This is a genomic window from Bradyrhizobium sp. SRS-191, assembly GCF_024586915.1.
Classification (GTDB): domain Bacteria; phylum Pseudomonadota; class Alphaproteobacteria; order Rhizobiales; family Xanthobacteraceae; genus Bradyrhizobium.
In genome coordinates this window covers 287,380-308,450 of sequence record NZ_JANBVS010000007.1, presented here as the reverse complement: position 1 = coordinate 308,450, position 21,071 = coordinate 287,380, and the positions used below count along the sequence as shown (strand labels likewise).

The 21,071-nt window shown below is 67.1% G+C and carries 20 protein-coding genes and 1 pseudogene; 9 read left to right on the top strand and 12 right to left on the bottom strand.

What is annotated here, in order from left to right; translation table 11 throughout:
* Positions 1–86: 86 nt before the first annotated feature.
* Positions 87–1,478 carry an argininosuccinate lyase gene (gene argH / locus NLR35_RS15720; RefSeq protein ID WP_257167423.1) on the bottom strand — a complete coding sequence of 464 codons (1,392 nt, stop codon included), beginning with the start codon at positions 1,476–1,478 and terminating at the stop codon, positions 87–89.
* 97 nt (positions 1,479–1,575) lie between these two features.
* On the opposite strand from argH, the gene NLR35_RS15715 reads away from it, so the two are divergent.
* Positions 1,576–2,265, top strand: coding sequence for a TlpA disulfide reductase family protein (locus tag NLR35_RS15715; RefSeq protein ID WP_257167422.1), 690 nt, complete (start codon positions 1,576–1,578; stop codon positions 2,263–2,265).
* Between the two features lie 168 nt (positions 2,266–2,433).
* Here NLR35_RS15715 and NLR35_RS15710 read toward each other — a convergent pair whose 3' ends face one another.
* The 6 genes from NLR35_RS15710 to NLR35_RS15685 form a co-directional block, all read right to left on the bottom strand.
* Entirely contained in the window at positions 2,434–2,631 is a 198-nt protein-coding gene (locus NLR35_RS15710; protein ID WP_006610573.1) for a putative motility protein, read from the bottom strand.
* Positions 2,632–2,702: 71 nt separating this feature from the next.
* A complete protein-coding gene (locus tag NLR35_RS15705) occupies positions 2,703–3,581 on the bottom strand; it encodes a 3-hydroxybutyryl-CoA dehydrogenase (protein ID WP_257167421.1) in 879 nt (292 codons plus the stop codon).
* Positions 3,582–3,679: 98 nt separating this feature from the next.
* The gene (locus NLR35_RS15700; RefSeq protein WP_257167420.1) at positions 3,680–4,615 is read right to left on the bottom strand and encodes an electron transfer flavoprotein subunit alpha/FixB family protein; all 936 of its coding nucleotides are present in this window, start codon (positions 4,613–4,615) and stop codon (positions 3,680–3,682) included.
* Positions 4,615–5,364, bottom strand: a complete 750-nt coding sequence (locus tag NLR35_RS15695; protein ID WP_257167419.1) for an electron transfer flavoprotein subunit beta/FixA family protein — start codon at positions 5,362–5,364, stop codon at positions 4,615–4,617. The genes NLR35_RS15700 and NLR35_RS15695 overlap by 1 nt, the downstream gene beginning before the upstream one ends.
* 134 nt (positions 5,365–5,498) lie before the next feature.
* The gene (locus tag NLR35_RS15690; protein ID WP_257167418.1) at positions 5,499–6,071 is read right to left on the bottom strand and encodes a cob(I)yrinic acid a,c-diamide adenosyltransferase; all 573 of its coding nucleotides are present in this window, start codon (positions 6,069–6,071) and stop codon (positions 5,499–5,501) included.
* 48 nt (positions 6,072–6,119) lie between these two features.
* Positions 6,120–6,314, bottom strand: coding sequence for a twin transmembrane helix small protein (locus NLR35_RS15685; RefSeq protein ID WP_008964842.1), 195 nt, complete (start codon positions 6,312–6,314; stop codon positions 6,120–6,122).
* Positions 6,315–6,444: 130 nt separating this feature from the next.
* Here NLR35_RS15685 and NLR35_RS15680 point away from each other — a divergent pair, with 130 nt between their 5' ends.
* Complete coding sequence (locus tag NLR35_RS15680) at positions 6,445–7,338, top strand: YihY/virulence factor BrkB family protein (RefSeq protein ID WP_257167417.1); 894 nt, start codon at positions 6,445–6,447, stop codon at positions 7,336–7,338.
* Here NLR35_RS15680 and NLR35_RS15675 read toward each other — a convergent pair.
* The 3 genes and pseudogenes from NLR35_RS15675 to NLR35_RS15665 all read right to left on the bottom strand — a co-directional run bounded on the left by NLR35_RS15675 (position 7,265) and on the right by NLR35_RS15665 (position 10,685).
* Complete coding sequence (locus tag NLR35_RS15675) at positions 7,265–8,464, bottom strand: ATP-binding protein (RefSeq protein ID WP_257167478.1); 1,200 nt, start codon at positions 8,462–8,464, stop codon at positions 7,265–7,267. The genes NLR35_RS15680 and NLR35_RS15675 overlap by 74 nt on opposite strands.
* 513 nt (positions 8,465–8,977) lie before the next feature.
* Positions 8,978–9,850, bottom strand: coding sequence for a tRNA glutamyl-Q(34) synthetase GluQRS (gene gluQRS, locus NLR35_RS15670; RefSeq protein WP_257167416.1), 873 nt, complete (start codon positions 9,848–9,850; stop codon positions 8,978–8,980).
* Positions 9,847–10,685, bottom strand: a pseudogene (locus NLR35_RS15665) (DNA polymerase beta superfamily protein). The gene gluQRS and the pseudogene NLR35_RS15665 overlap by 4 nt, the downstream one beginning before the upstream one ends.
* Before the next feature lie 117 nt (positions 10,686–10,802).
* Here NLR35_RS15665 and NLR35_RS15660 point away from each other — a divergent pair.
* The 5 genes from NLR35_RS15660 (at position 10,803) to NLR35_RS15640 (ending at position 15,842) form a co-directional block, all read left to right on the top strand.
* Positions 10,803–11,456, top strand: a complete 654-nt coding sequence (locus tag NLR35_RS15660) for a DNA-3-methyladenine glycosylase (RefSeq protein ID WP_257167415.1) — start codon at positions 10,803–10,805, stop codon at positions 11,454–11,456.
* A 72-nt stretch (positions 11,457–11,528) separates the two neighbouring features.
* Positions 11,529–11,720, top strand: coding sequence for a hypothetical protein (locus NLR35_RS15655; RefSeq protein ID WP_374940818.1), 192 nt, complete (start codon positions 11,529–11,531; stop codon positions 11,718–11,720).
* A gap of 69 nt (positions 11,721–11,789) precedes the next feature.
* Complete coding sequence (locus NLR35_RS15650) at positions 11,790–12,761, top strand: peptidyl-alpha-hydroxyglycine alpha-amidating lyase family protein (protein ID WP_257167414.1); 972 nt, start codon at positions 11,790–11,792, stop codon at positions 12,759–12,761.
* A gap of 225 nt (positions 12,762–12,986) precedes the next feature.
* On the top strand, positions 12,987–13,544 hold the full coding sequence (locus NLR35_RS15645) for an HNH endonuclease (RefSeq protein ID WP_006610584.1): 558 nt from the start codon (positions 12,987–12,989) through the stop codon (positions 13,542–13,544).
* 339 nt (positions 13,545–13,883) lie between these two features.
* Positions 13,884–15,842 (top strand): bifunctional diguanylate cyclase/phosphodiesterase, encoded by a 1,959-nt coding sequence (locus NLR35_RS15640; RefSeq protein WP_257167413.1) that lies wholly within the window; start codon positions 13,884–13,886, stop codon positions 15,840–15,842.
* Positions 15,843–15,852: 10 nt separating this feature from the next.
* Here NLR35_RS15640 and NLR35_RS15635 read toward each other — a convergent pair whose 3' ends face one another.
* Both NLR35_RS15635 and NLR35_RS15630 read right to left on the bottom strand, forming a co-directional pair.
* Positions 15,853–17,148, bottom strand: a complete 1,296-nt coding sequence (locus NLR35_RS15635; RefSeq protein WP_257167412.1) for a DUF4010 domain-containing protein — start codon at positions 17,146–17,148, stop codon at positions 15,853–15,855.
* A 22-nt stretch (positions 17,149–17,170) separates the two neighbouring features.
* Positions 17,171–18,412, bottom strand: a complete 1,242-nt coding sequence (locus NLR35_RS15630; RefSeq protein WP_257167411.1) for an APC family permease — start codon at positions 18,410–18,412, stop codon at positions 17,171–17,173.
* 809 nt (positions 18,413–19,221) lie between these two features.
* Here NLR35_RS15630 and NLR35_RS15625 point away from each other — a divergent pair.
* Together NLR35_RS15625 and NLR35_RS15620 are read left to right on the top strand one after the other, a co-directional pair.
* Positions 19,222–20,205, top strand: a complete 984-nt coding sequence (locus tag NLR35_RS15625) for a phosphotransferase (protein WP_257167410.1) — start codon at positions 19,222–19,224, stop codon at positions 20,203–20,205.
* A 361-nt stretch (positions 20,206–20,566) separates the two neighbouring features.
* The gene (locus NLR35_RS15620; RefSeq protein WP_257167477.1) at positions 20,567–21,019 is read left to right on the top strand and encodes a hypothetical protein; all 453 of its coding nucleotides are present in this window, start codon (positions 20,567–20,569) and stop codon (positions 21,017–21,019) included.
* The last annotated feature ends 52 nt before the right edge of the window (positions 21,020–21,071 follow it).

Genomic DNA, 21,071 nt, shown 5'->3' with positions numbered 1-21,071 from the left:
CACCATACAGAGGTTGATCCGCCCTGACGAGTGCCGGAGTGCCACGCCAAGGTAATCAAATGGCGATCAAATTTGCAGACCGAGCCCTACTTTCGCTGCTTTTCCAGCCGCTTCAGCCAGGCCTTGGCCTGCGACGCCACGTTCTTCGGCGCGGTGCCGCCGAAGCTGGTGCGGCTCTTCACGGAGGATTCGACCGAGAGCACGCCGAGCACGTCGGCGGTGATCTTGGGCTCGACCTCTTGCATCGCCTTCAGCGGCAGCTCGTGCAGCGCCACGCCCTGCTTCGACGCCAGCGCGACGATGCGCCCCGTCACGTGGTGGGCCTCGCGGAACGGCATCTTGAGGGTCCGGACCAGCCAGTCGGCGAGATCGGTGGCGGTGGCGTAGCCCTCGCCGGCGGCGGCCTTCATGCGGGCTTCGTCGGGCACCAGGTCGAGCGCCATGCCGGTCATGGCGCGGATGGCGAGCGACAGCGCCGCGAAGGCCTCCATCGCGCCCTGCTTATCCTCCTGCATGTCCTTCTGATAGGCGAGCGGCAGGCCCTTCATGACGATCAGGAGCCCGTTGAGCGCGCCGATGACGCGCCCCGTTTTGGCGCGGACGAGCTCGGCGGCGTCCGGATTGCGCTTCTGCGGCATGATCGAGGAGCCGGTGGTGAACTTGTCCGACAGCTTGATCAGACCGACCAAAGGCGAGGTCCAGATCACGATCTCCTCGGCGAAGCGCGACAGATGCACGGCGCAGATCGACGCGGCCGACAGCGTCTCCAGCACGAAGTCGCGGTCGGAGACGGCGTCGAGCGAATTGGCCATCGGGCGGTCGAAGCCGAGCGCTTCCGCCGTGGCGTGGCGGTCGATCGGGAACGAGGTGCCGGCGAGCGCGGCCGCGCCCAGCGGGGATTCGTTGAGGCGCTTGCGGGCATCGAGGAAGCGACCGCGGTCGCGGCCGGCCATCTCGACATAGGCCAGCAGGTGGTGGCCGAAGGTCACGGGCTGGGCGGTCTGGAGATGGGTGAAGCCGGGCATGACAGTGCCGGCGAATTCGAGCGCGCGGGTCGCGAGCGCCTGCTGGTAGGCCGCCAGCGCCGCGTCGATGTCGTCGAGCTCGTCGCGGACGAACAGGCGGAAATCGGTCGCGACCTGGTCGTTGCGGGAGCGCGCGGTGTGCAGCCGGCCGGCGGCGGGGCCGATCAGCTCGGACAGCCGGCTCTCGACGTTCATATGGATGTCTTCGAGCGCGCGCTTGAACTCGAACGAGCCCTTGGTGATCTCTGACAGGATCGTGTCTAGACCCTTGGCGATATTTTTCGCATCACCCGAGGTGATGATGCCCTGGGCGGCGAGCATGGCGGCGTGCGCCTTGGACGCGGCGATATCCTGCGCGTAGAGGTGGCGATCGACGTCGATCGAGACGTTGATGTCCTCCATGATGGCGTCGGGACGTTCCGTGAACCGGCCGCCCCACATCTTGTTGCTCATGCCTGCCGCTCTTAAACCTTGATGACCGCGTCTGGATGGGACACACCGTTTCGTGCGCCCTGAAATTCGCGCCTCTGATAGCCGCAACCGACCCGAGATGACAAACGATAAGCCAGAGACGTCCCCTGCCCGCCCCGCCTCGCGCGGCCGAACCGTGCTCGCCGCCGGCGCCGTGGCTGTCATCGCCGTGGCCGGCATCGCGGCGGTGGCGTTCGGGGGACTTTTGAAGGGCAAGCCGGCCGGCGACCAGGCCTGCCAGGCGGCGGTCGACACCGCCGCGCGGCTGGCGCCGCTGATCAAGGGCGAGGTGGCCGCGCTGACGGCCGCCAAGGCGCCGCTGCGGCTGCCGGACCTCGCCTTCGAGGACGCAAGCGGCGCGGCGAAGAAGCTGTCGGATTTCCGCGGCAAAACGGTACTTTTGAACCTCTGGGCGACCTGGTGCGTGCCCTGCCGCAAGGAGATGCCCGCGCTGGACGGCCTGCAGGCCAAGCTCGGCAGCGACGCGTTCCAGGTCGTCGCTGTGAACATCGACACCCGCGACCCGGAGAAGCCGAAGACATTCCTCGCCGACGCCAAGCTGACGCAGCTCGCCTATTTCAGCGACGCGAAGGCAAAAGTGTTCCAGGATTTGAAGGCAGTCGGCCGCGCGCTGGGCATGCCGACCTCGGTGCTGGTCGACGGCAATGGCTGCGAGATCGCCACCATCGCGGGACCGGCGGAATGGGACAGCGCCGACGCGCTCAAGCTGATCCAGGCGGCGACGTCGAAGGCGGCGGCGGGGCTGTAAGGTCGCCCATCACCACGGCCGTCATGATCACAACGGCCGTCATTCCGGGGCAGCCCGCCAGGGCTGAACCCGGAATCTGGAGATGAGTCCAATAAGCTCGGGATTCCGGGTTCGGTGCTGCGCATCGCCCCGGAATGACTGCGGATGGGGGAAGAAAAGTCGTCCCGCTCAGGCCGCGATATTCAGGTTGCCGCCGACGCCGGGGCCGACATTGGCGAGCGACAGCGTCTGCTGCGCGCCGCCGAGCAGGGTCAGGACGGCGTCCTTCTGCGCATTCAAGTTCTGCTTCAACACCGACGTGGCGACCTGCTGCTGGGTCGCACTCGCCTGCTGCGCCATGACCGCAGCCACCAAGCTCATATCCATACGCATATACCTCGTTACGCTGAAGGTAACCGATCAGCCTTAACGAAGCGTGTGGATCGTTTCAGATTGTTTCAGCGGGTCGGCACCGGCTTGGGGCCGCGATAGTCGTAGAAGCCGCGCTGCGTCTTGCGGCCGAGCCAGCCGGCCTCGACGTATTTCACCAGCAACGGACACGGCCGGTACTTCGAATCCGCGAGCCCTTCATGCAGCACCTGCATGATCGACAGACAGGTATCCAGGCCGATGAAATCGGCGAGCTCCAGCGGCCCCATCGGGTGATGCGCGCCGAGCTTCATCGCCGCGTCGATCGCCTCGACGTTCCCGACGCCTTCATACAGCGTGTAGATCGCCTCGTTGATCATCGGCAGCAGCACGCGGTTGACGATGAAGGCCGGGAAATCCTCGGACACCGCGACCTGCTTGCCGAGCCGCCCGACGAACTCCTTGGCGGCCTCGAAGGTGGCGTCGTCGGTGGCGATGCCGCGGATCAGTTCCACCAGCTCCATCAGCGGAACCGGGTTCATGAAATGGATGCCGATGAAGCGCTCGGGACGGTCGGTGCAGGCGGCAAGCCGCGTGATCGAGATCGACGAGGTGTTGGAGGCGATGATCGCCTCCGGCTTCAGCGTGGCGCAGAGATCGTGGAAGATCTTGCGCTTGACGTCCTCCTTCTCGATCGCGGTCTCGATCACGAGATCGCAATCGGCCAGCCCGTCCAGGCTGTCGGTCAGGGAGATGTGCTTGAGAGCCTCGGTTCGGGCCTCCTCGGAGATCATCTTCTTCGCGACCTGACGCGTCAGGTTGCCGTTGATGGTCGCCATGCCCGATTTCAACCGGTCCGAGGTGACGTCGTTGAGCACCACGTCGAGCCCGGCCAGCGCGGCGACATGCGCGATGCCGTTGCCCATCTGTCCTGCGCCGATCACACCGAGCTTGTTGATCTGAGCCATGTTGTCATCCACCGGGACGGCGCGCCATCGCGCCCATCCATGCCCTTAACAGATAAGACACCGGCCGCAGCAGTCCCATGCGGCCGGTGTTAGCAGGATTACTTGCCGAGCGCGTCCGTCAGCTCGGGAACCGCCTGATAGAGATCCGCCACCAGGCCGTAATCGGCGACCTGGAAGATCGGCGCGTCCTCGTCCTTGTTGATCGCGACGATCACCTTGGAGTCCTTCATGCCAGCCAGATGCTGAATGGCGCCTGAAATGCCGACCGCGACGTACAGCTCCGGCGCCACCACCTTGCCGGTCTGACCGACCTGCCAGTCGTTCGGCGCGTAGCCGGCATCGACCGCGGCGCGCGAGGCGCCGACACCGGCGCCGAGCTTGTCGGCGAGCGGCTCGATGTACTTGGCGAAGTTCTCGCGGCTCTGCATCGCGCGGCCGCCGGAGACGATGATCTTGGCCGAGGTCAGCTCGGGGCGATCGCTCTTGGCGACCTCCTCGCCGACGAAGCTCGACAGCGCCGGATCACCGGCCGCAGCGACGCTCTCCACCGCCGCGCTGCCACCCTCGCCCGCGGCGGCGAAGGTGGACGTGCGGACGGTGATGACCTTCTTGGCGTCCTTCGACTTCACGGTCTGGATCGCGTTGCCGGCATAGATCGGCCGCTCGAACGTGTCGGGCGCGACGACCTTGATGATCTCCGACACCTGCATCACGTCGAGCAGGGCGGCGATGCGCGGCATCACGTTCTTGAAGCGCGAGGTCGCAGGCGCGACGATCGAGTCGTAGTTGGCGGCGAGCTTGACGACGAGATCGGCCAGCGGCTCAGCGAGATCATGCGCATAGGCCGCATCATCGGCGAGCAGCACCTTCTTGACGCCGGCGAGCTTGGCGGCAGCGTCCGCCGCGCCCTTGGCGCCCTGGCCGGCGACCAGCACGTCGACGTCGGCGCCGAGGGCTGTAGCCGCCGTCAGCGCCTTGTTGGTCGCGTCCTTGATTCCAGCGTTGTCGTGTTCGGCAATCAGCAGCGTGGCCATCAGAGCACCCCCGCCTCGGTCTTGAGTTTGGAAACGAGCTCGGCGACGTCCTTCACCTTGACGCCGGCCTTGCGGCCCGCCGGCTCGGCGGTCTTGATCACCTCGAGCCGCGGCGTGAGATCGACACCGGTGTCGGCGGCGGTCTTCTCGGCGATCGGCTTCTTCTTCGCCTTCATGATGTTCGGCAGCGACGCGTAGCGCGGCTCGTTGAGGCGGAGATCGGTGGTGACGATCGCCGGTCCCTTCAGCTTCACGGTCTGCAGGCCGCCATCGACCTCGCGGGTGACCTTGAAGTCGGAGCCTTCGACCTCGAGCTTGGAGGCGAAGGTCGCCTGCGCCCAGCCGAGCAGCGCGGCCAGCATCTGGCCGGTCTGGTTCGAGTCATCGTCGATCGCCTGCTTGCCGAGGATGATCAGTCCCGGCTGCTCTTCCTGAGCCACGGCCTTGAGGATCTTGGCGACCGCGAGCGGTTCCACGTTGCCTTCGGCCTTGACCAGGATGCCGCGGTCGGCGCCCATCGCAAGCGCGGTGCGGATCGTCTCGGACGCTTGCGCGGGCCCGATCGAGACCACGACGACCTCGGTCGCCTTGCCGGCTTCCTTCAGCCGCAGCGCTTCCTCGACGGCGATCTCGTCGAACGGATTCATCGACATCTTGACGTTGGCGAGCTCAACGCCCGATCCGTCGCTCTTGACGCGGACCTTGACGTTGTAGTCGACCACCCGCTTGACCGGCACCAGAACCTTCATCGATCCTCTTTCGCTCTCAATTGTCCGGGGTTGATCTTTCGGGCGCGGAACCTAAAGCGCCCGTACCCCCCGGTCAACGCGCGAGGGGCGAAAAAACGCCAGCCCGCACGCCTCCGGGTTAACGGGGTTGCGGGTTAACGGTTTTGCCCCGGCACCCATAACACGTCGCCGGCGCCATTCCGGTTCGCGGCCCGGCTGGCGACGAACAGGAAATCCGACAGCCGGTTCATATAACGAATGGCGGCCTCGCTGACCGGCTCCTCCGGGCGGGAAGCGAGTTCCGCCATGATCCGTTCCGCCCTGCGGCAAATGGTACGCGCGACATGCAGATGCGCTGCGGCCGGGGTTCCACCGGGAAGCACGAACGAGGTCAGCGGCGCAAGCTTCTCATTCAACGTGTCGATGTCGCGCTCCAAGCGATCGACCTGGCTGGCGACGACGCGCAGCCGCTCCGCCTTGCCTTCGCGCTGCGGCACCGCCAGGTCGGCACCCAGATCGAACAGATCGTTCTGGATCAAGCCGAGCATCGCGTCGATCTCCGGCGCGTCGGCCAGATGCAGCCGGACGACACCGATCGCCGCGTTGGTCTCATCGACGGTTCCATAGGCGGAGACGCGCAGATCGAACTTGGGGCGGCGCTCGCCATTGCCGAGCGCGGTCGTCCCGTCGTCACCGGTGCGCGTGTAGATACGATTCAGGACCACCATGCTGTGTTCTCAATGTCTCCGTGTCTCGACGCCGAAAGCGCCTGAACCTCAGCGCCCCATCGCCCAGATGGCCGCCATGGCAATGACGATCGCCACGAACTGCAGGATCACCCGCCAGCGCATCAGCTTCTGCGACAGGTTCGGCGAGCCGCCGCGCGTCATGTTGACGAGGCCGAGAAACAGCACCAGCGCGACCGCGCCGACAGCGATGGGCAGGATGAATTTACCGAGAAGTGAAGCCATTGGGGCTAGATAACACCGCGGACGCAGGAGCGCCATGCCGGATCGCCGCATCTGGCCCTGCAACCGCTGGCTTTTGGCACCGTATTATTGGATTGTATCAGGCCAATTCCGTCGCGGAGTGCAGGGACAAGTGAAGGCGCTTCGCACCATCTTCCACGTCGTCATGGATGCGTTCTACACGTTTCTCGCCGACGACGGCTGGGCGATCGCCAGCCATATCGCGCTGTCGACCCTGATGGCGCTGTTTCCGTTCCTGATCGTCCTGACCTCGCTCGCCGGCTTTCTCGGTTCGAAGGATCTGGCCGACCAGGCCGCCAATCTCATTCTCGAGACATGGCCGGCCCAGGTCGCGGACGCGCTGACCGGCGAGATCCACGATGTGCTGACCACGACCCGCACCGACGCGCTGACCATCGGCGCCGTGCTCGCGGTCTACTTCGCCTCGAACGGCGTCGAGGCGCTTAGGGTGGCGCTCAACCGCGCCTATGGCGTGATCGAGCAGCGCCGCTGGTACTGGCTGCGGCTGGAATCGATCGGCTACACGCTGGTCGCGGCCATCACGGCACTGGCGATGTCGTTCCTGATCGTGCTCGGGCCGCTGATGCTGGCCACCGCCCGGCGCTATCTGCCGCTGGCGGTCGAGGCTAATGAGCGCTTCGTCAATCTCTCACGCTACGGCATCACCATCAGCGCGCTGGTCGTCGCGCTGTTCATCCTGCATGCCTGGCTGCCGGCGGGCCGGCGCAGCTTCATGCAGATCATGCCCGGCATCGTCTTCACCTTCGTCGCCTCGCTGGTGTCGGGCATCGTGTTCGGCCAGTATCTGGCGCGCTTCGCCAACAACTACGTGACGATGTATGCGGGGCTCGCCTCGGTCATCATCGCGCTGGTGTTCCTGTATTTCATCGCCGCCATCTTCGTGTATGGCGGCGAATTGAACGCATCGATCATCAAGTCGCGGCTGCCGCGCGGGATGTCGCTGCAAGAAGCGCAGTCGCTAGAGCCCGCGGCGAGACGGGCTTGAGCAGGAACGCGTCCGCGCCGGCAGCGCGCGACGCCGCCTCGTCCTCGCCGCGCCCGGAGACACCGATGATTGGGATGTCGCCATGGGGGGCACCGAGGGCGCGGATCAGGGCAATGGTTTCGACGCCGTTGATTCCCGGCAGCACCATGTCCATCAGCACGGCATCGTAGCTGCCCGAGGCGATCCGTTCCGGCGCCGCCTCGCCGCGGCCGATGAACTCGGCCTGATGGCCGAGCTCGTTGAGAATCGTGTTCAGCACCACCCGGCCGAACGGATTGTCTTCCACCCCGAGGATGCGCAGCGGCCGCGTCGGCGCCAGGGTGACGCCATCCTCGCCGCCCCCTGCCGTCGTGAGCGGCGCTGCCGCGACTGTCAGCGTCACGGTCAGCGTGAAGGTCGTGCCGCCGCCCTCATGCGGCGCCACCGCAACGTCGCCGCCCATCGCCCGCGCCAATTGCCGCACCGAGGACAGGCCGAGGCCCGCGCCCCCAAAGCGCGAGGCGATCGAGACATTGGCTTGGCTGAAGGGACGGAATAGCCGCTTGATCTCCTGCAGCGTCAGGCCGATGCCCGAGTCCGAGACGTGGAAGGCGACCGCCACCTTGCCCTTCGGGCCGCCCTTGCCGCGCCCGGGCTTGCCGGCCAACGCGATCCTCAACGCCACACCGCCCTGCTCGGTGAACTTGACCGCATTGTCGATCAGGTTTTCCAGCGCCGCGCGCAGCCGCACGGGGTCGCCGACCACGAGCGCCGGCAGTGCGTCGGAAACCTCCACCTTGGCCTCCAGCCCCTTGGCGGCGGCCCGGCCGGACAACGAGTCGCCCGCCGCGCGCGCGAGCACGCGCAGGTCGAACAGATCCTCGCGCAGGACCGCGCCGGTGGTCTCGTCCTTGGCGGCAGCGACGAACAGCGTCGCCAGACTGGACAGATGCTCGGCTCCGGCCTTGATCGTATCGACCCAGCGCCGCTCGCGCTCACCGAGATCGGAGGTGGCGAGCAGATCGCTGATGGCGAGAATGCCTGTCAGGGGCGTCCGCACCTCGTGCGCGAAGACCGCAAGCGCGGCCTCCACGACGCCAGGTCCCGGGGCAGCCGCACCAGTCTTTGGGGCCGGCTTCCCCGCCATGGCCTTCAGCGCTCTGGATTTGGCCGCACGTCGCCGCGTCCCCGCCGGCGCAGTGACCTGGGGGACGTGCTTCTGCAGCGGCCGCGCCTTCGCGCGCACCTTGGCAGGCGTTGCCTTCGCCGCGTCAGTCTTCGGCTTGCGTGCTTTGGACGGCGGCGTCCTCACGGAGGTCGTCTTGGAGGATGTCGTCCGAGAGGAGGTCGTCCTGGAGGGCGCCTTCACAGCGCGCGTCTTGGACGCGCCGGATGGCCTGGGCGCAGCCGGCTTGGCCGGTCGCCCCCGCCGCCCCGTACTCATGTTCCGAACGCGCTTCATCATGGCCCCTGTGACATGAACTCCGACAAACGAAGGGGCACTTCTACTGTCATGTCTCGTCGTGCCGCTTTCGATTGAAGCTCCCGATTAACCCGCGCCATCAAGCAGCATGGCACGGTCGTTTCCGGGTGTCACGATGCCCCGGAGGTTGTCCCCGCCGGAAACATTCGGAGACGCCGGGACTTGCGGCGGACGCGGCTAGACCAAGCCGATCCTGTGTCGGATTTCCGCCGGCGAGACGCCTTCGGCGCGCAATGTGCGCAATCCCGTGGCCAGAGTGGACTTGGACAGCTTGTGGCCCTGCCCGTCGCGAATCAGTTGGTGGTGCCGATAGGCCGGTACCGGTAGGCCGAGCAGGGCCTGCAGCAGCCGGTGCACGCTGGTGGCATGAAACAGGTCGCGGCCGCGCACCACCTCGGTCACACCCTGCAGCGCGTCGTCCACGACCACGGACAAATGGTAGCTGGTCGGCGTTTCCTTGCGCGCCAGGATGACGTCGCCCCATGCGGCCGGCCTTGCCTCGACCGCTCCCGTCTCGCCACCGGGCCCGCTGCCGGCCTCCTCCCAGCTCAGCCGGCCAACGCGGGCGACCGCCGCTGCCATATCCAGCCGCAGGGCATAGGGCGCCCCACCCGCCATCAGTTCTGCACGCTGGGCCTCAGAGAGCATTTTGGCCTGCCCCGGGTAGAGCGGCGCCCCGTCGGGATCGCGCGGCCAGCCGCCGCCGCCATCCCGTTGCGCGACCAGCCGCGCGATCTCGGCCCGGCTCTCGAAGCTCGGATAGACCAGCCCCGTCGCCTGCAGCCGCGCCAGCGCGGCGCCATATTCGGTGAGATGCTCCGACTGCCGCCGCACCGGCTGCGCCCAGGCGATGCCGAGCCAGGCGAGATCCTCGTAGATCGCCTGCTCATAATCGGGACGGCAGCGGGTGGGGTCGATGTCCTCGATGCGCAGCAGGAAGCGACCGCCACTCTCTTGCGCCCGCTGGAAGTTCAAGAGCGCCGAATAGGCGTGTCCGAGATGGAGATAGCCGTTGGGGCTTGGAGCAAATCGGAAAACGGGTGGCGTCATGGTGCGATCGGGGGAACAGATCCCGGCGCCCCTCCTCCCTGCGCTTCGGTTTCCAGACGCTCGACCACGGTCCGGTAAAATTGCTCCGCCTGCTGCACCATCTCGGCCGCGCTGCCGCGACCATCGCCAAAAGCCGACCGCGCCAGCTCGAATTCGGCATCGATGAAGTCGGCGACGGCAAGAGGCAGTGCCGCGCTACCGAGCTCATGGGTCAATGCCTTCCGGCGCATGAGATCCGCGACCTCTTCGCTCAGCGCGGCCGGAGGATCGCACTCGGCCATGAGCGTCGGGAAATGCATCGGAGCCACCGCCTCGGTCGGATGCAAGCGAAGCCAGCGCAGCGTCGCGGCGGGCCGGAGCGCATAGAAGATTTTCTTCTGCGCAACGCTGGTGCCGTCGTCGAAATACACCCGGCGTTGCCGCTCGCCGAGATGCAGATAGTGCCGGGCAATGGCGTCGCGGTTCGCGGCGCGCTTGGCGAAGGCAAGAAAATCATCACGAAACCAGGCCACGCCGCGGTAGACCACCGGCGAGCGCAGCCACTCGATGATGACAGCATTGCCCTTCAGCAAGAGACGCAGCGCCTTGGCGAGATCCCAGCCATTCGCATCGTAATCGTCCTGCAGCGGAACTCGATGACGTCGCGTACCGGCCACGGCTTGATATGATCGGCCGCACGCCGCACATAGACGAACCTGCAATCATAGTCGCTGTCGGGCGAGGCAAAGCCCCAGGCACGGCTGCCGCTCTCGATGGCCAACGGCAGAAACACGCCGTACTCGCGAACGACACGATCCAGCAGGGTGTCGACACCGGCGACTTTGTCGCGGTCCATGTCGGATGGGATGTGACGCAGGCTCATGAGAGTTCCAACTTTGACTGAAGCTGGCTTAGCCCCGGGTCTCCGTGCCGTCCACCCGGCAGGGCCTCGCGCGGATCGGCGTGCCCCGACATGACCCTCCATCTCGACAGCCAGGCCATCCTCGAGGATGCGATCCGCGACCTCGTCAAACAGGACACGCGGCTTGCGCCGATCCTCGATGCGACAGGGATGCCGGCGCTGCGGCGGCGCGAGCCGGGCTTTGCCGGCATTGCCCACATCGTCTGCGGCCAGCAGCTGTCGACGGCGAGCGCCGCGGCGATCTGGGGCCGGCTGCAGGCGGCGTTCGATCCGTTCGAGGCCGAGGCGATCCGCCGCGCCCGCGCCGACCGGCTGGGGCGCCTCGGGCTCTCCGCCGCCAAGATCAAGACGCTGAAGCACATGGCGCGCGAGCTCGACGCCGGGCGGCTGAACCTCGACGTCCTCGCCAACGAGGAGGCCGACGCCGCGCACGCCACGCTCACCGCCCTGCCCGGCATCGGGCCGTGGACCGCCGACGTGTATCTGCTGTTCTGCCTCGGCCATGGCGATGCCTGGCCGGCCGGCGACCTCGCCGTTCAGGAGGCGGTGAAGGTCGGGCTCGGCCTCGCCGCGCGCCCCACGGCCAAGCAGATGATGCCGCTCGCGGAAAGCTGGCGGCCGCTGCGCGGCGCCGCGGCGCATCTGTGGTGGAGCTACTACCGCGTGCTGAAGAACCGCGAGGGCGTCATCGCTTCGACGAACTAACAACGGCGGTGAACGCCGTTTGAAACAAAGCTGGGATTGCAAAACGGTCATCGATGTCGGCCAGGATCGCAGGTGAGACATCCACCAACGTCTAAGGGTGAGCCGCGGCTCGGTGCAGCGTGGCGAGACTTCGCCCCACGCCTCGACGGCTGGTTGACGGTGACGGAGGGACGCGGGCCGGAGGCCGTGCAGCGCGTCCATCTCGACACCTTGCAGGGACGCATTCCACCGCATGAAGCTCACATGCTGTCGATGGCGAGCTGAGCGGGTTTCCGCCGGCGGCCGATCCCGTGTAGCGTTGCGCAAACGCAGCTTGCATGGGGAACAAAGGCGATGGCTATACTCGGGACCGGCGACTTCACCTATCGCGTCGTCAAGGACTGGGCCAAGGTCCCTGACGGCTGGGCGCTGACCGACGTCGCCTCGGTCGCAGTCGACAGCAAGGATCGCGTCTACGCATTCAACCGCGGCGCCCATCCGATGATCGTGTTCGATCGCGATGGCAATTTTCTGCGGAGCTGGGGCGAAGGCCTGTTCAGCCGCGCCCATGGCCTGTCGATCGATGGCGACGACAATCTCTATTGCACCGATGACGGCGACCACACCGTGCGCAAGTGTACGACGGACGGCAAGGTGCTGCTGACCATCGGCCTGCCCGAGCGGCCCACGCCATTCATGAGCGGCGAGCCGTTCAACCGTTGCACCCACACCGCGCTGTCGCCCTCCGGCGAGATCTATGTCTCCGACGGCTACGGCAATGCGCGGGTGCATAAATACACGCCCGACGGCAAGCTGATCAGGAGCTGGGGCGAGCCGGGCTCGGATCCCGGCCAGTTCAACATCGTTCACAACATCGCGACTGATGAGGACGGGTTCGTCTATGTCGCCGACCGTGAGAACCACCGCATTCAGATCTTCGATGGCAACGGCCGCTACGAGACGCAGTGGAACAATCTGCACCGGCCCTGCGCGCTGTGCGCCTGCGGCGCCAAGCGCAAGACCTTCATCATCGGCGAACTCGGCCCGGGCATGCCGGTCAACCTCAACGTTCCCAATCTCGGACCGCGGCTGACGATCACGGATTCCAGCGGCCAGCGGCTGGCGCGGCTCGGCGGCGAACACGGTCCGGGCCTGGAAACCGGGCGTTTTCTGGCGCCGCATGGCCTCGCCATCGACAGCCGCGGCGACATCTATGTCGGCGAGGTCGGCGTCACCAATTGGAGCACGAGCTTTCCCGGCCAGCCGATGCCCGCCGAGGTCAACATCCATCGCTGCCTGCAGAAGCTGGAACGGGTGCCGGCCTGAGGTCATCCGCCGATCAGTCAGGCGTCGTTCTGCAACTGATTTGCACTGCGGCGGAACGTGGCACCGCCACGCTTCTGACGCGCTTTGGACGGCTGCTGGAAAGGCGGGAGAAGTCATCTCCAGCCATGTGTCAAGCCATTCTTGGGGCTTCACAATCCCGTCACGCTGCATGTAGTATGTGAGGGCATGCTGCTTCGCAGCCGTTATGGAGGCCAGGAGCGTTACTTGAACGCACATGTCTCGCAAGGCGGTTGGCCGGTGTTGGTGCTGAACGCGGACTTCCGGCCGCTGAGTTATTACCCGCTGTCTCTCTGGTCGTGGCAAGACGCGATCAAGGCAGTGTTCCTCGATCGCGTCAACATTGTCGAGTACTACGACAGGGCGATCCGAAGCCCATCCTTCGAGATCCAGCTGCCCAGCGTGGTCTCGCTGAAATCCTTCGTGAAGCCGTCGACGCATCCGGCCTTCACCCGCTTCAATGTCTTTCTCCGCGACCGCTTCGCCTGCCAGTACTGCCATTCCGGCGACGACCTGACCTTCGACCACGTCATCCCCCGCAGCAAGGGTGGCCAGACCACCTGGGAAAACGTCGTCGCCGCCTGCTCGCCCTGCAATCTGAAGAAGGGCAATCTGACACCGCAGCAGGCCAAGATGTTCCCCAAGCAGGCGCCCTACGCGCCCACCGTCCACCAGCTCCACCGCAACGGTCGGCTGTTCCCGCCGAACTACCTGCACGACAGCTGGCTGGACTATCTCTATTGGGACACCGAGCTGGATCCATAGCGGATCGGATCGTCCTCGTTTTGACCGCCGGATGGCGCCGCGAGCGTGTCGCCACTCATCGGCTGCGCGATGACTGGCGTGATCCCGGTCATCCCTGGCGCGCGCGGTCGCGACGGCCTCGTCAGCGAAGCCCCGCCCCCGCCGGCCTGCATGCCGTCCGACGCGGGCCGCCCGTGAGGAGCCCGCCTTCTCCGCTGCGCCATCGGGGCCAGCAACCCTAAGCGGTATTATCCGGCGGATTAACCCGGCCTTAGGCCCCTGTTCAGCATGCTCTCGCGCAAGGGCCGTCGACAGGGCAGGCTCGCTCCCATCATCGATCCACAGGGCCATCCGCTTCGCATGCAGACCGCTCCCACCGACACCCAGGCGGCGGCGCTCGCGAAGGCCCAGGCAGCGAGCTCGCTGCAGAACATCGCCCTGACGCTGTTCGCCAACGTCGCCATCGCGATCTCGCTCGCGCTGCTGATCTATCTGCGGGAGGGCAGCACGCCGATCCTGTGGTGGCTGGGTGCGGCGGTGGCCTTTGCCTTGCTGCGGGCCGGATGGGTCTCGCACCTGAAATCCTCGGGAAAGATCGAGCGCAATCCACACCGCGTGCTGCGCGGCCTGACGATCATGGCGTTCGCCAGCGGCGCGTTGTGGTCGGTGGTCCCGCTCGGCCTGCCGGTCTTCACGCAGGCCCACAACGTCAACGACGTCGTCTTCATCATGGCCGGCACGACGACCGGCGCGATCATCCAGAGCCTCGCTTATTCGCCGATGGCCATCGCCTTCGGCGCGCCGCTGATGGGCGCGACGGTGCTGCGGATGCTGCTGTCCGGCGGCGACGTCGGCTACATCGTCGCCGCCGACATCGCGTTCCTCACCGTCATGCTGTTCCGCGCAGCCCGGCTCGGCGAGCGCAATTTCATCGCCAGCCACAGCACGACCATCGCGGCGACGGAGCTGGCGGAATCGCTGGCCTCGGCCAATCACACGCTCGAGCGCCTGGTGCGGATGGACTCGCTGACCGGGCTCGCCAACCGCAGCCATTTCCGCACGGCCGCGGGCGCGGCCTGCGCCGCCGGTCATGGCGTGGCGTTCCTGCTGTTCGACGTCGACAACTTCAAGACCATCAACGACACGCGCGGCCACGATGCCGGCGACCGCGTGCTGCAGACGGTCGCGGCGCTGCTGCGGTCGGCCTGTGGCGACGACGATCTGCCGGTGCGGCTCGGCGGCGACGAGTTCATCGTGGTGCTGCAGGGCGCTGACGTCGCCGGCCGGGCCGTGGCGCTCGGCGAGCGGCTGATGGCGGCGCTGCTGCGGCCGGTGCTGATCGCGGGCCAGCCGATGAGCGTCAGCTGCTCGATCGGCATCGCGACCCATCCGCAAGGCGCCATCGACCTGGAGGAGCTCTCGGCGCGCGCCGACGCCGCGCTGTATCGCGCCAAGGACGACGGCCGCGCCTGCATGCGGGTGTTCGACGACCAGATGCAGTCGGCGCTCACGATGCAGCGCCGGCTCGACGTCGAGCTGGCGGCGGCGCTGGCACGGCGCGAGCTGCACGTCGAATTCCAGCCGCAGGTCGCGATGGCGACCCAGGAGGTGATCGGCTTCGAGGCGCTGCTGCGCTGGAAGCACCCCTGCGCCGGGATGATCCCGCCGCCGGACATCGTCTCCGCCGCGATCCGGTTGCGCCTGTCGGGCCAACTCACCGAGTTCGTCGGCGAGCGCGTCTGCGCCTTCCTGCGCGCGCTCGACCGCAAGAAGGCGCACGGCATCCGCGTGTCGATCAACGTCTCGCCGCGCGAATTTCCGATCCACTCGCCGGCGCAGACGCTCAAGCTGGTGACCGAACGCTATGGCGTCGATCCCAGGCGGATCGAGATCGAGGTCACCGAGGAGGCGATGTTCGATCCCAAGCGCTGCGCCGACGAATTGAAGCTGATCGACGAGCACGGCTTCGCGCTCGCCATCGACGATTTCGGCGTCGGCCATTCCTCGATCGCCAACCTGATGGCGGTCGAGATCGACACCATCAAGATCGACCGCTCCTTCATCGACGGCATCGCCGGCAATCGCCGGGACCAGCAGCTCGTCGCCGCCATCACCGCCGTGGCGCTGCCGCTCGGCCATCGCATCATCGCCGAGGGCGTTGAGCGCGAGGAGGACGCGCAGTGCCTGCGCATGCTCGGCTGCTCCTACGGCCAGGGCTGGCTGTACGGCAAGCCGATGAAGGAGGACGACGCGATCGCCTGGCTGGTCCAGCACCGCAACGCGACCGCCGCCGTCGAGCCGCTGCCGCGCAGCGCGTGAGCGCCCGCCGTCATGGCTGCAGCACATTTGACTGCAGCGCATGGACAAGACTCGGAGCAAACGCGCCGGCCCAAGCCGCCGCGATGACGAGGACGAGGCCGGGGATCAGCCGCAGCGCGAAGGACGCCCCGCCGCTGGTCCAGGCCACCACGATCTTGCTGATCGTGTTCGCCGACAGCGCCGCCAGGATCGGAACCACCGCGTCAGCCGCGCCGATCTTGCCGGACGCCACCAGCGTGGCCGCGGCGACCGCGGGCGCGTGCGTATCGACGAGACCGGCGACCGCCGCGCTCACCACCAGGCCGGCTTCGCCGAACGCCTCGCGCAGGCCCGCCGACAGCACCAGCACCGCCGAGATCGTCAGCGCCAGCAGCAAGGCGCCCGGCAGGCTGAAGGCGTGCCCGAGCGGCATGTCCGCCGCGCCGCTCTGCCGCAGCCCGACGATCGTGAAGATCGCGCCGTAGATCACGGCGGCGCCACCGGCGCACAGCAACGGGACCAGCAGCGAATGCAGCGCCGGCAGGCTCGTGGCCGCCAGCACCGCCGCGAGCTGGACGATGGTCGCGACGGTGGACAGCGTCGCGCCCGCGGCCGCGGCACCGCCCAGCTCCGGCGCCTTGCGCGCCCGCGCGCCCATCGCACCGATCGTGGCCGTGCTGGAGACGAAGCCCGAGGCGAAGCCGGAGACCGCAAGCCCGCCGCGCGCGCCGAGCAGCCGCATCGAGACGTGCCCGGCGGCGCCGATCGCCATCATCAGCACGACGAGCATCCAGATGCTGCGCGGATTGAGCGCTCCGAACGGACCGATCGGCTGATCGGGCAGCAGCGGCAGCACGACGAGGGTGGCCGCCGCGAAGATCAGCCCGTCCTTGAGCTCGCTCTCGCTGAGCACCGAGCGGACGAAGCCGTGCAGCACCGGCCGCGCCGCCAGCAATACGGCCAGCACCACGGCGACACCCGCGGCCAGGGCCGGCCGCTCGGTGGCGAGGCCGCCGAGCAGCACGGTGAGGATCAGCGCCGTCTCCGATGTCAGTCCGGGATCGTCGCTGCGCGATCGCAGATAGGCGATCGCCGTCAGCGCCATGATGCCGGCCGCGACGACCGCCAGCAGCAGCTTGCCGCCGGCCAGCATGCCGATCGCGCCCGCAAGCGAGGCCGCGGCGAAGGTCCGTAGGCCCGCCGCCGAGCGCCCCGGCCCCTCGCCCTTGCGGCGCTCGCGCTCGAGCCCGATCAGCAATCCGATGCCGAGCGCGACGGCGATCGCGACGATCTCGGGGCTGCGGCTGAAGATATCCGGCATCGACATGATCCTGAAGGAGCCCTGCTACTCACGGTGCGAAGAAGGCGCTGATGATCATCAGCACACAGGTGATGAGACCGAGCGCAGGGATCCAGAGCGGCACGCGCACATGGGCGGCCTCCGCCCCGATGTGCCTGATACGAATGCGCAGCAGACACAGATTGACGATGGCGAAGATCGTGAGCGTCACGAGCGAGGTTCCCTCCGCCAGCCGCTCCAGTGGGAAAGCCAGCGCGAGCACGGCCACGGCCAGCATGACCAGCCCGGTCGCAATCAACGGCGTGCCGGTGCGCGGGTGGATGCGGCCCGCGATGCGCGGCAGATCGCCCTGCTCCGCCATGCCATAGACGACGCGGGCCGTCATCGTCATCTGGGCGAGAACCGTGTTGAGCGTGGACACGACCGCAATCGTGCTGAACGTCGCCGGACTGATGCCGGCCACGGCGTTGAACACCAGGCTGAGCGGTGCCGGCGAGGCCGACAGCACGGCCGGCGGTACGGCGCTGACGGCGATCGCGGCGATGAGCACATACAGCACCGATGTGATGAGCAGCGTCAGCGCCATCGCGCGCGGAATGTTTCGCTGCGGATTCTTCGCCTCTTCGACGACATTGGCGAGGTCCTCGAAGCCGACGAAGGCGAAGAACGCGAGCAGCCCGGCAAAGGTGATGCCGGAGAGGGCTCCAAGTTCGAGCGGCGGCGGCGTCAACAACGCCGGAGCGAACGAGACACCGGAGGAGATGGCCGAGACGACGATCCAAAGCAGACCGCCGGTCTCGATCAAGGTCAGAACGCCCGCCAGCATCACCGATTCGAGAATGCCCCAGGATGCGACGACGCCGAGCGCGACCACGATCGCCATCGCGATCAACGGCGTGGGCAGATCGATGAGTTGCCGGATGTAGCCGGCCCCGCCGAGCGTCACGGCGGCAGCGGCGATGATCCCCGTGGCGAGCCGCAGCGCACCGACCGCCGTTGACAGCAGCCGCGACTTGAACGCGGCCCTCACATAGGCTGCCTCTCCGGCACTGACGGGATAGCGCGTCGCGAGCTCGGCGTAGGAGGCGGCGGTGAACGCCATCACGAACGCCGCCAGCGCGAACGCCCAGGACGAATAGCTGCCGGCATGACCCGCCACAGCGCCGATCAGGACGTAGATCCCGGCGCCGACGGTGACACCCGTCCCGTAGAGGACGAGCAAGGGAAGCCCGAGCCGCCGCCGCAATCCGGAAGGAGGCACGATTTCAGTCGGCGGCACCACGAGGTCCATTCTTCATCACGACGAGCGACAGATGTTGTAGGCGCTTAGATGACCAAGCGCGAGCGCTCTTGATCCCGGTCAATCCGGACCATGCGCCCGACGCAAGCGGCTGCGGCATTCGGCCGCCCGGCGCGTCATCGCGGCGGGCTGATTGCGGCACGCCTGCGCGCTCTCGCCGCTCAATGAGCCCGAGCTGTGATGATCAATCCCTCTCCAAACGAGAGGGTGCAGGGAAGACCGGGCCTCGGCTGAGGCCCGTGGCCCCCGTGCGGAGAAAATGCACGGGGCAGGAACCACAGGACCAGCCGGATACGACCCGGCCCTCCCTGCGCGATGGTTGGAACGGCTGCTCCGCGCTCTCCCCGGGGACCGGCTTGTTTGCCCCCGTCATCGGCAACGACGCACGATTGTCACCGCACGAACGTCATCGCAAACTTGACGCCAGCTTCGGGGCGCCAGGACCACACGGCTTGACCGTCCGCGCGCTGCCAGTCGTCTCGCGCATCAGCGCCTGACAGGCCTGCGGCCACCACTCCCCACCTCCACGTAGCGTGACGACGCGCACGTCCCTCTGCATGAGGCGGGATGGCCGGGAGATAAGCATGATTTCCGAAATTTCGAAACAAGAATATTTTTCGCGGGCGGTCTGGACAACGCGGGCCGGTCGCGCGCGCAAGGTCGACTGATTTGGCCGACGGGCAGTCCGGCACAGCCGGCATCCGCGAGCACGAGACGAAGGCACGCGCGGTCGACACCTTCCACTGCTCTCCGCGGCGGCCTAGGATGCCGCCGCATCCAAAGATCCGGAAACAGGCATCGTGCCCGACTTCGAGCCGCTCTACACGACGACCAGCGCCGAGAGCATCGGACGCTTCGTGGCGACACACTACGCGCTGCCCGAGCCGCTCGCATGCCGCATGCTGAACCGCGGCTTCAACGACGTCTATCTGATCACCGCGGCAAACGGCGACCGCTACGTCCTTCGCCTGTCGCATCACCGCGCCCGCGGCCCTGCCGATGTCCGCACGGAGACCGACTTCCTCGCGCATCTGGCGCGCTGCGGCGTGCCGGTGGCCGCGGCGATTCCGGCACGCGACGGCGCATTGTTCGTGCGCGGCGAGGCGGCGGAAGGCCTGCGGGAAGGCGTGCTGTTTCCCGCGATCGACGGACGGACGCCGGAGGTCGCCTCGCAGTCCGACGCGCGCGCCAACGGCGTCACGCTGGCCAGGCTCCACGACGCGGCAATGTCCTATGCGGCTGATGCGCCGCTCTACCGGCTCGACCTCGACCATCTGCTGCACCGGCCGCTGGCGCGCGTTCAAGAGCTCTGCCGTCTGATCGACGCCGATGACGGCGGCTTCCTCCAGGAGATCGGCGCGCGCACGGCGGCCCGGATCGAGGCGATGAGCGATCTGACCTGGACGCAGTGTCACGGCGACTGCCATGGCTTCAATGCGCGCATCAGCACCGACGGCACCGCAGTGTTCTTCGACTTCGACGATGGCGGCCCCGGCTATCTGGCCTACGATCTCTCAGTCTTCCTGTGGGCGAAGCTGTCGTTCGGGCGCCGCTTCCATGCGGCGTGGCACGCCTTCGTCGACGGCTACCGCTCGGTCCGCCCGATCGCGTCGCAGGACTTCGAGGCGGCGCATGCCTTCGTCATCGTCAGGCACATCTGGCTGATGGGCGAACAGGCCAGCCGCTCACGCGAGTGGGGCAGCGAGCCGGTCCGCTGGATCACCCAGCAGCGCGAGTTTCTCGAAGGCTGGGAGGCGCAGCAGCTGACCGGCCGGCTGTTATGAGCGCGAAGGCGCGGATGGATTGAACCATATGGCTCCGACGGTCGACGCATGATCCGGCACTCAACGCAACGAGCGAGCAATCGAGCGTGCTGCGCGATGCAGCGCCCTCTCCCCTTGCGGGAGAGGGCATCGATGGCCCATCCCCTTGCGCGGTTGGGTGAGGGGTATCTCTCGGCAAGCGACGCTCGCGGACAGATACCCCTCACCCAACCGGGGCTGTAGCTCGGTCCTACATGCCCTCTCCCGCAAGGGGAGAGGGCGCATCCATCTGCACCTGCTGATCCAATCAGCGTGACCGTCATTTGATTGTACGGCAGTGATAGATAAAACCGAACGGGCGGCGACTTCGGAGATTTTGGCAGTGACAGACGCATTAACTCGGTCCCGCCGGCTCGGCGCGATCGGCTGCGTGATTGGGCTTCTCGCGCTGGTCGCAGCGGTCCTGCCGCACTGGGTCTTGCCGGTGATCGATCCGCCGCCGCCGATCGACAAGGTCATCGTCGACGTCGGACACCGCGTCAAGGACCGGCTGGTCGCGCGGCTCAAGGGCGTCGACTACCAGGCGCCGGTGCGCGAGCCGTCATGGACCGACCGGCTGCACCAGCAATTGCCCATGGCCGCGGTCTCGCTCGGCCTGCTCGCGATTATTCTCGGCGTCATCGGCCAACTGCGCCGCGAAGAGCGGCACGTCGCGGCGATGGCCACGACCTTGGGCGGCTGTGCGATCGCCGTGCAGCTCTCTTTCGTGCTGATGGGCGTTCTGGTCGTGATGGCGTTGCTCTATTTCCTCGGGGACTTCCTCGCCTTGTTCTGATCACCAGGTCACGATCCGCCGTGTCGCCTCCGCCACAGCCGGCAATTCCTAC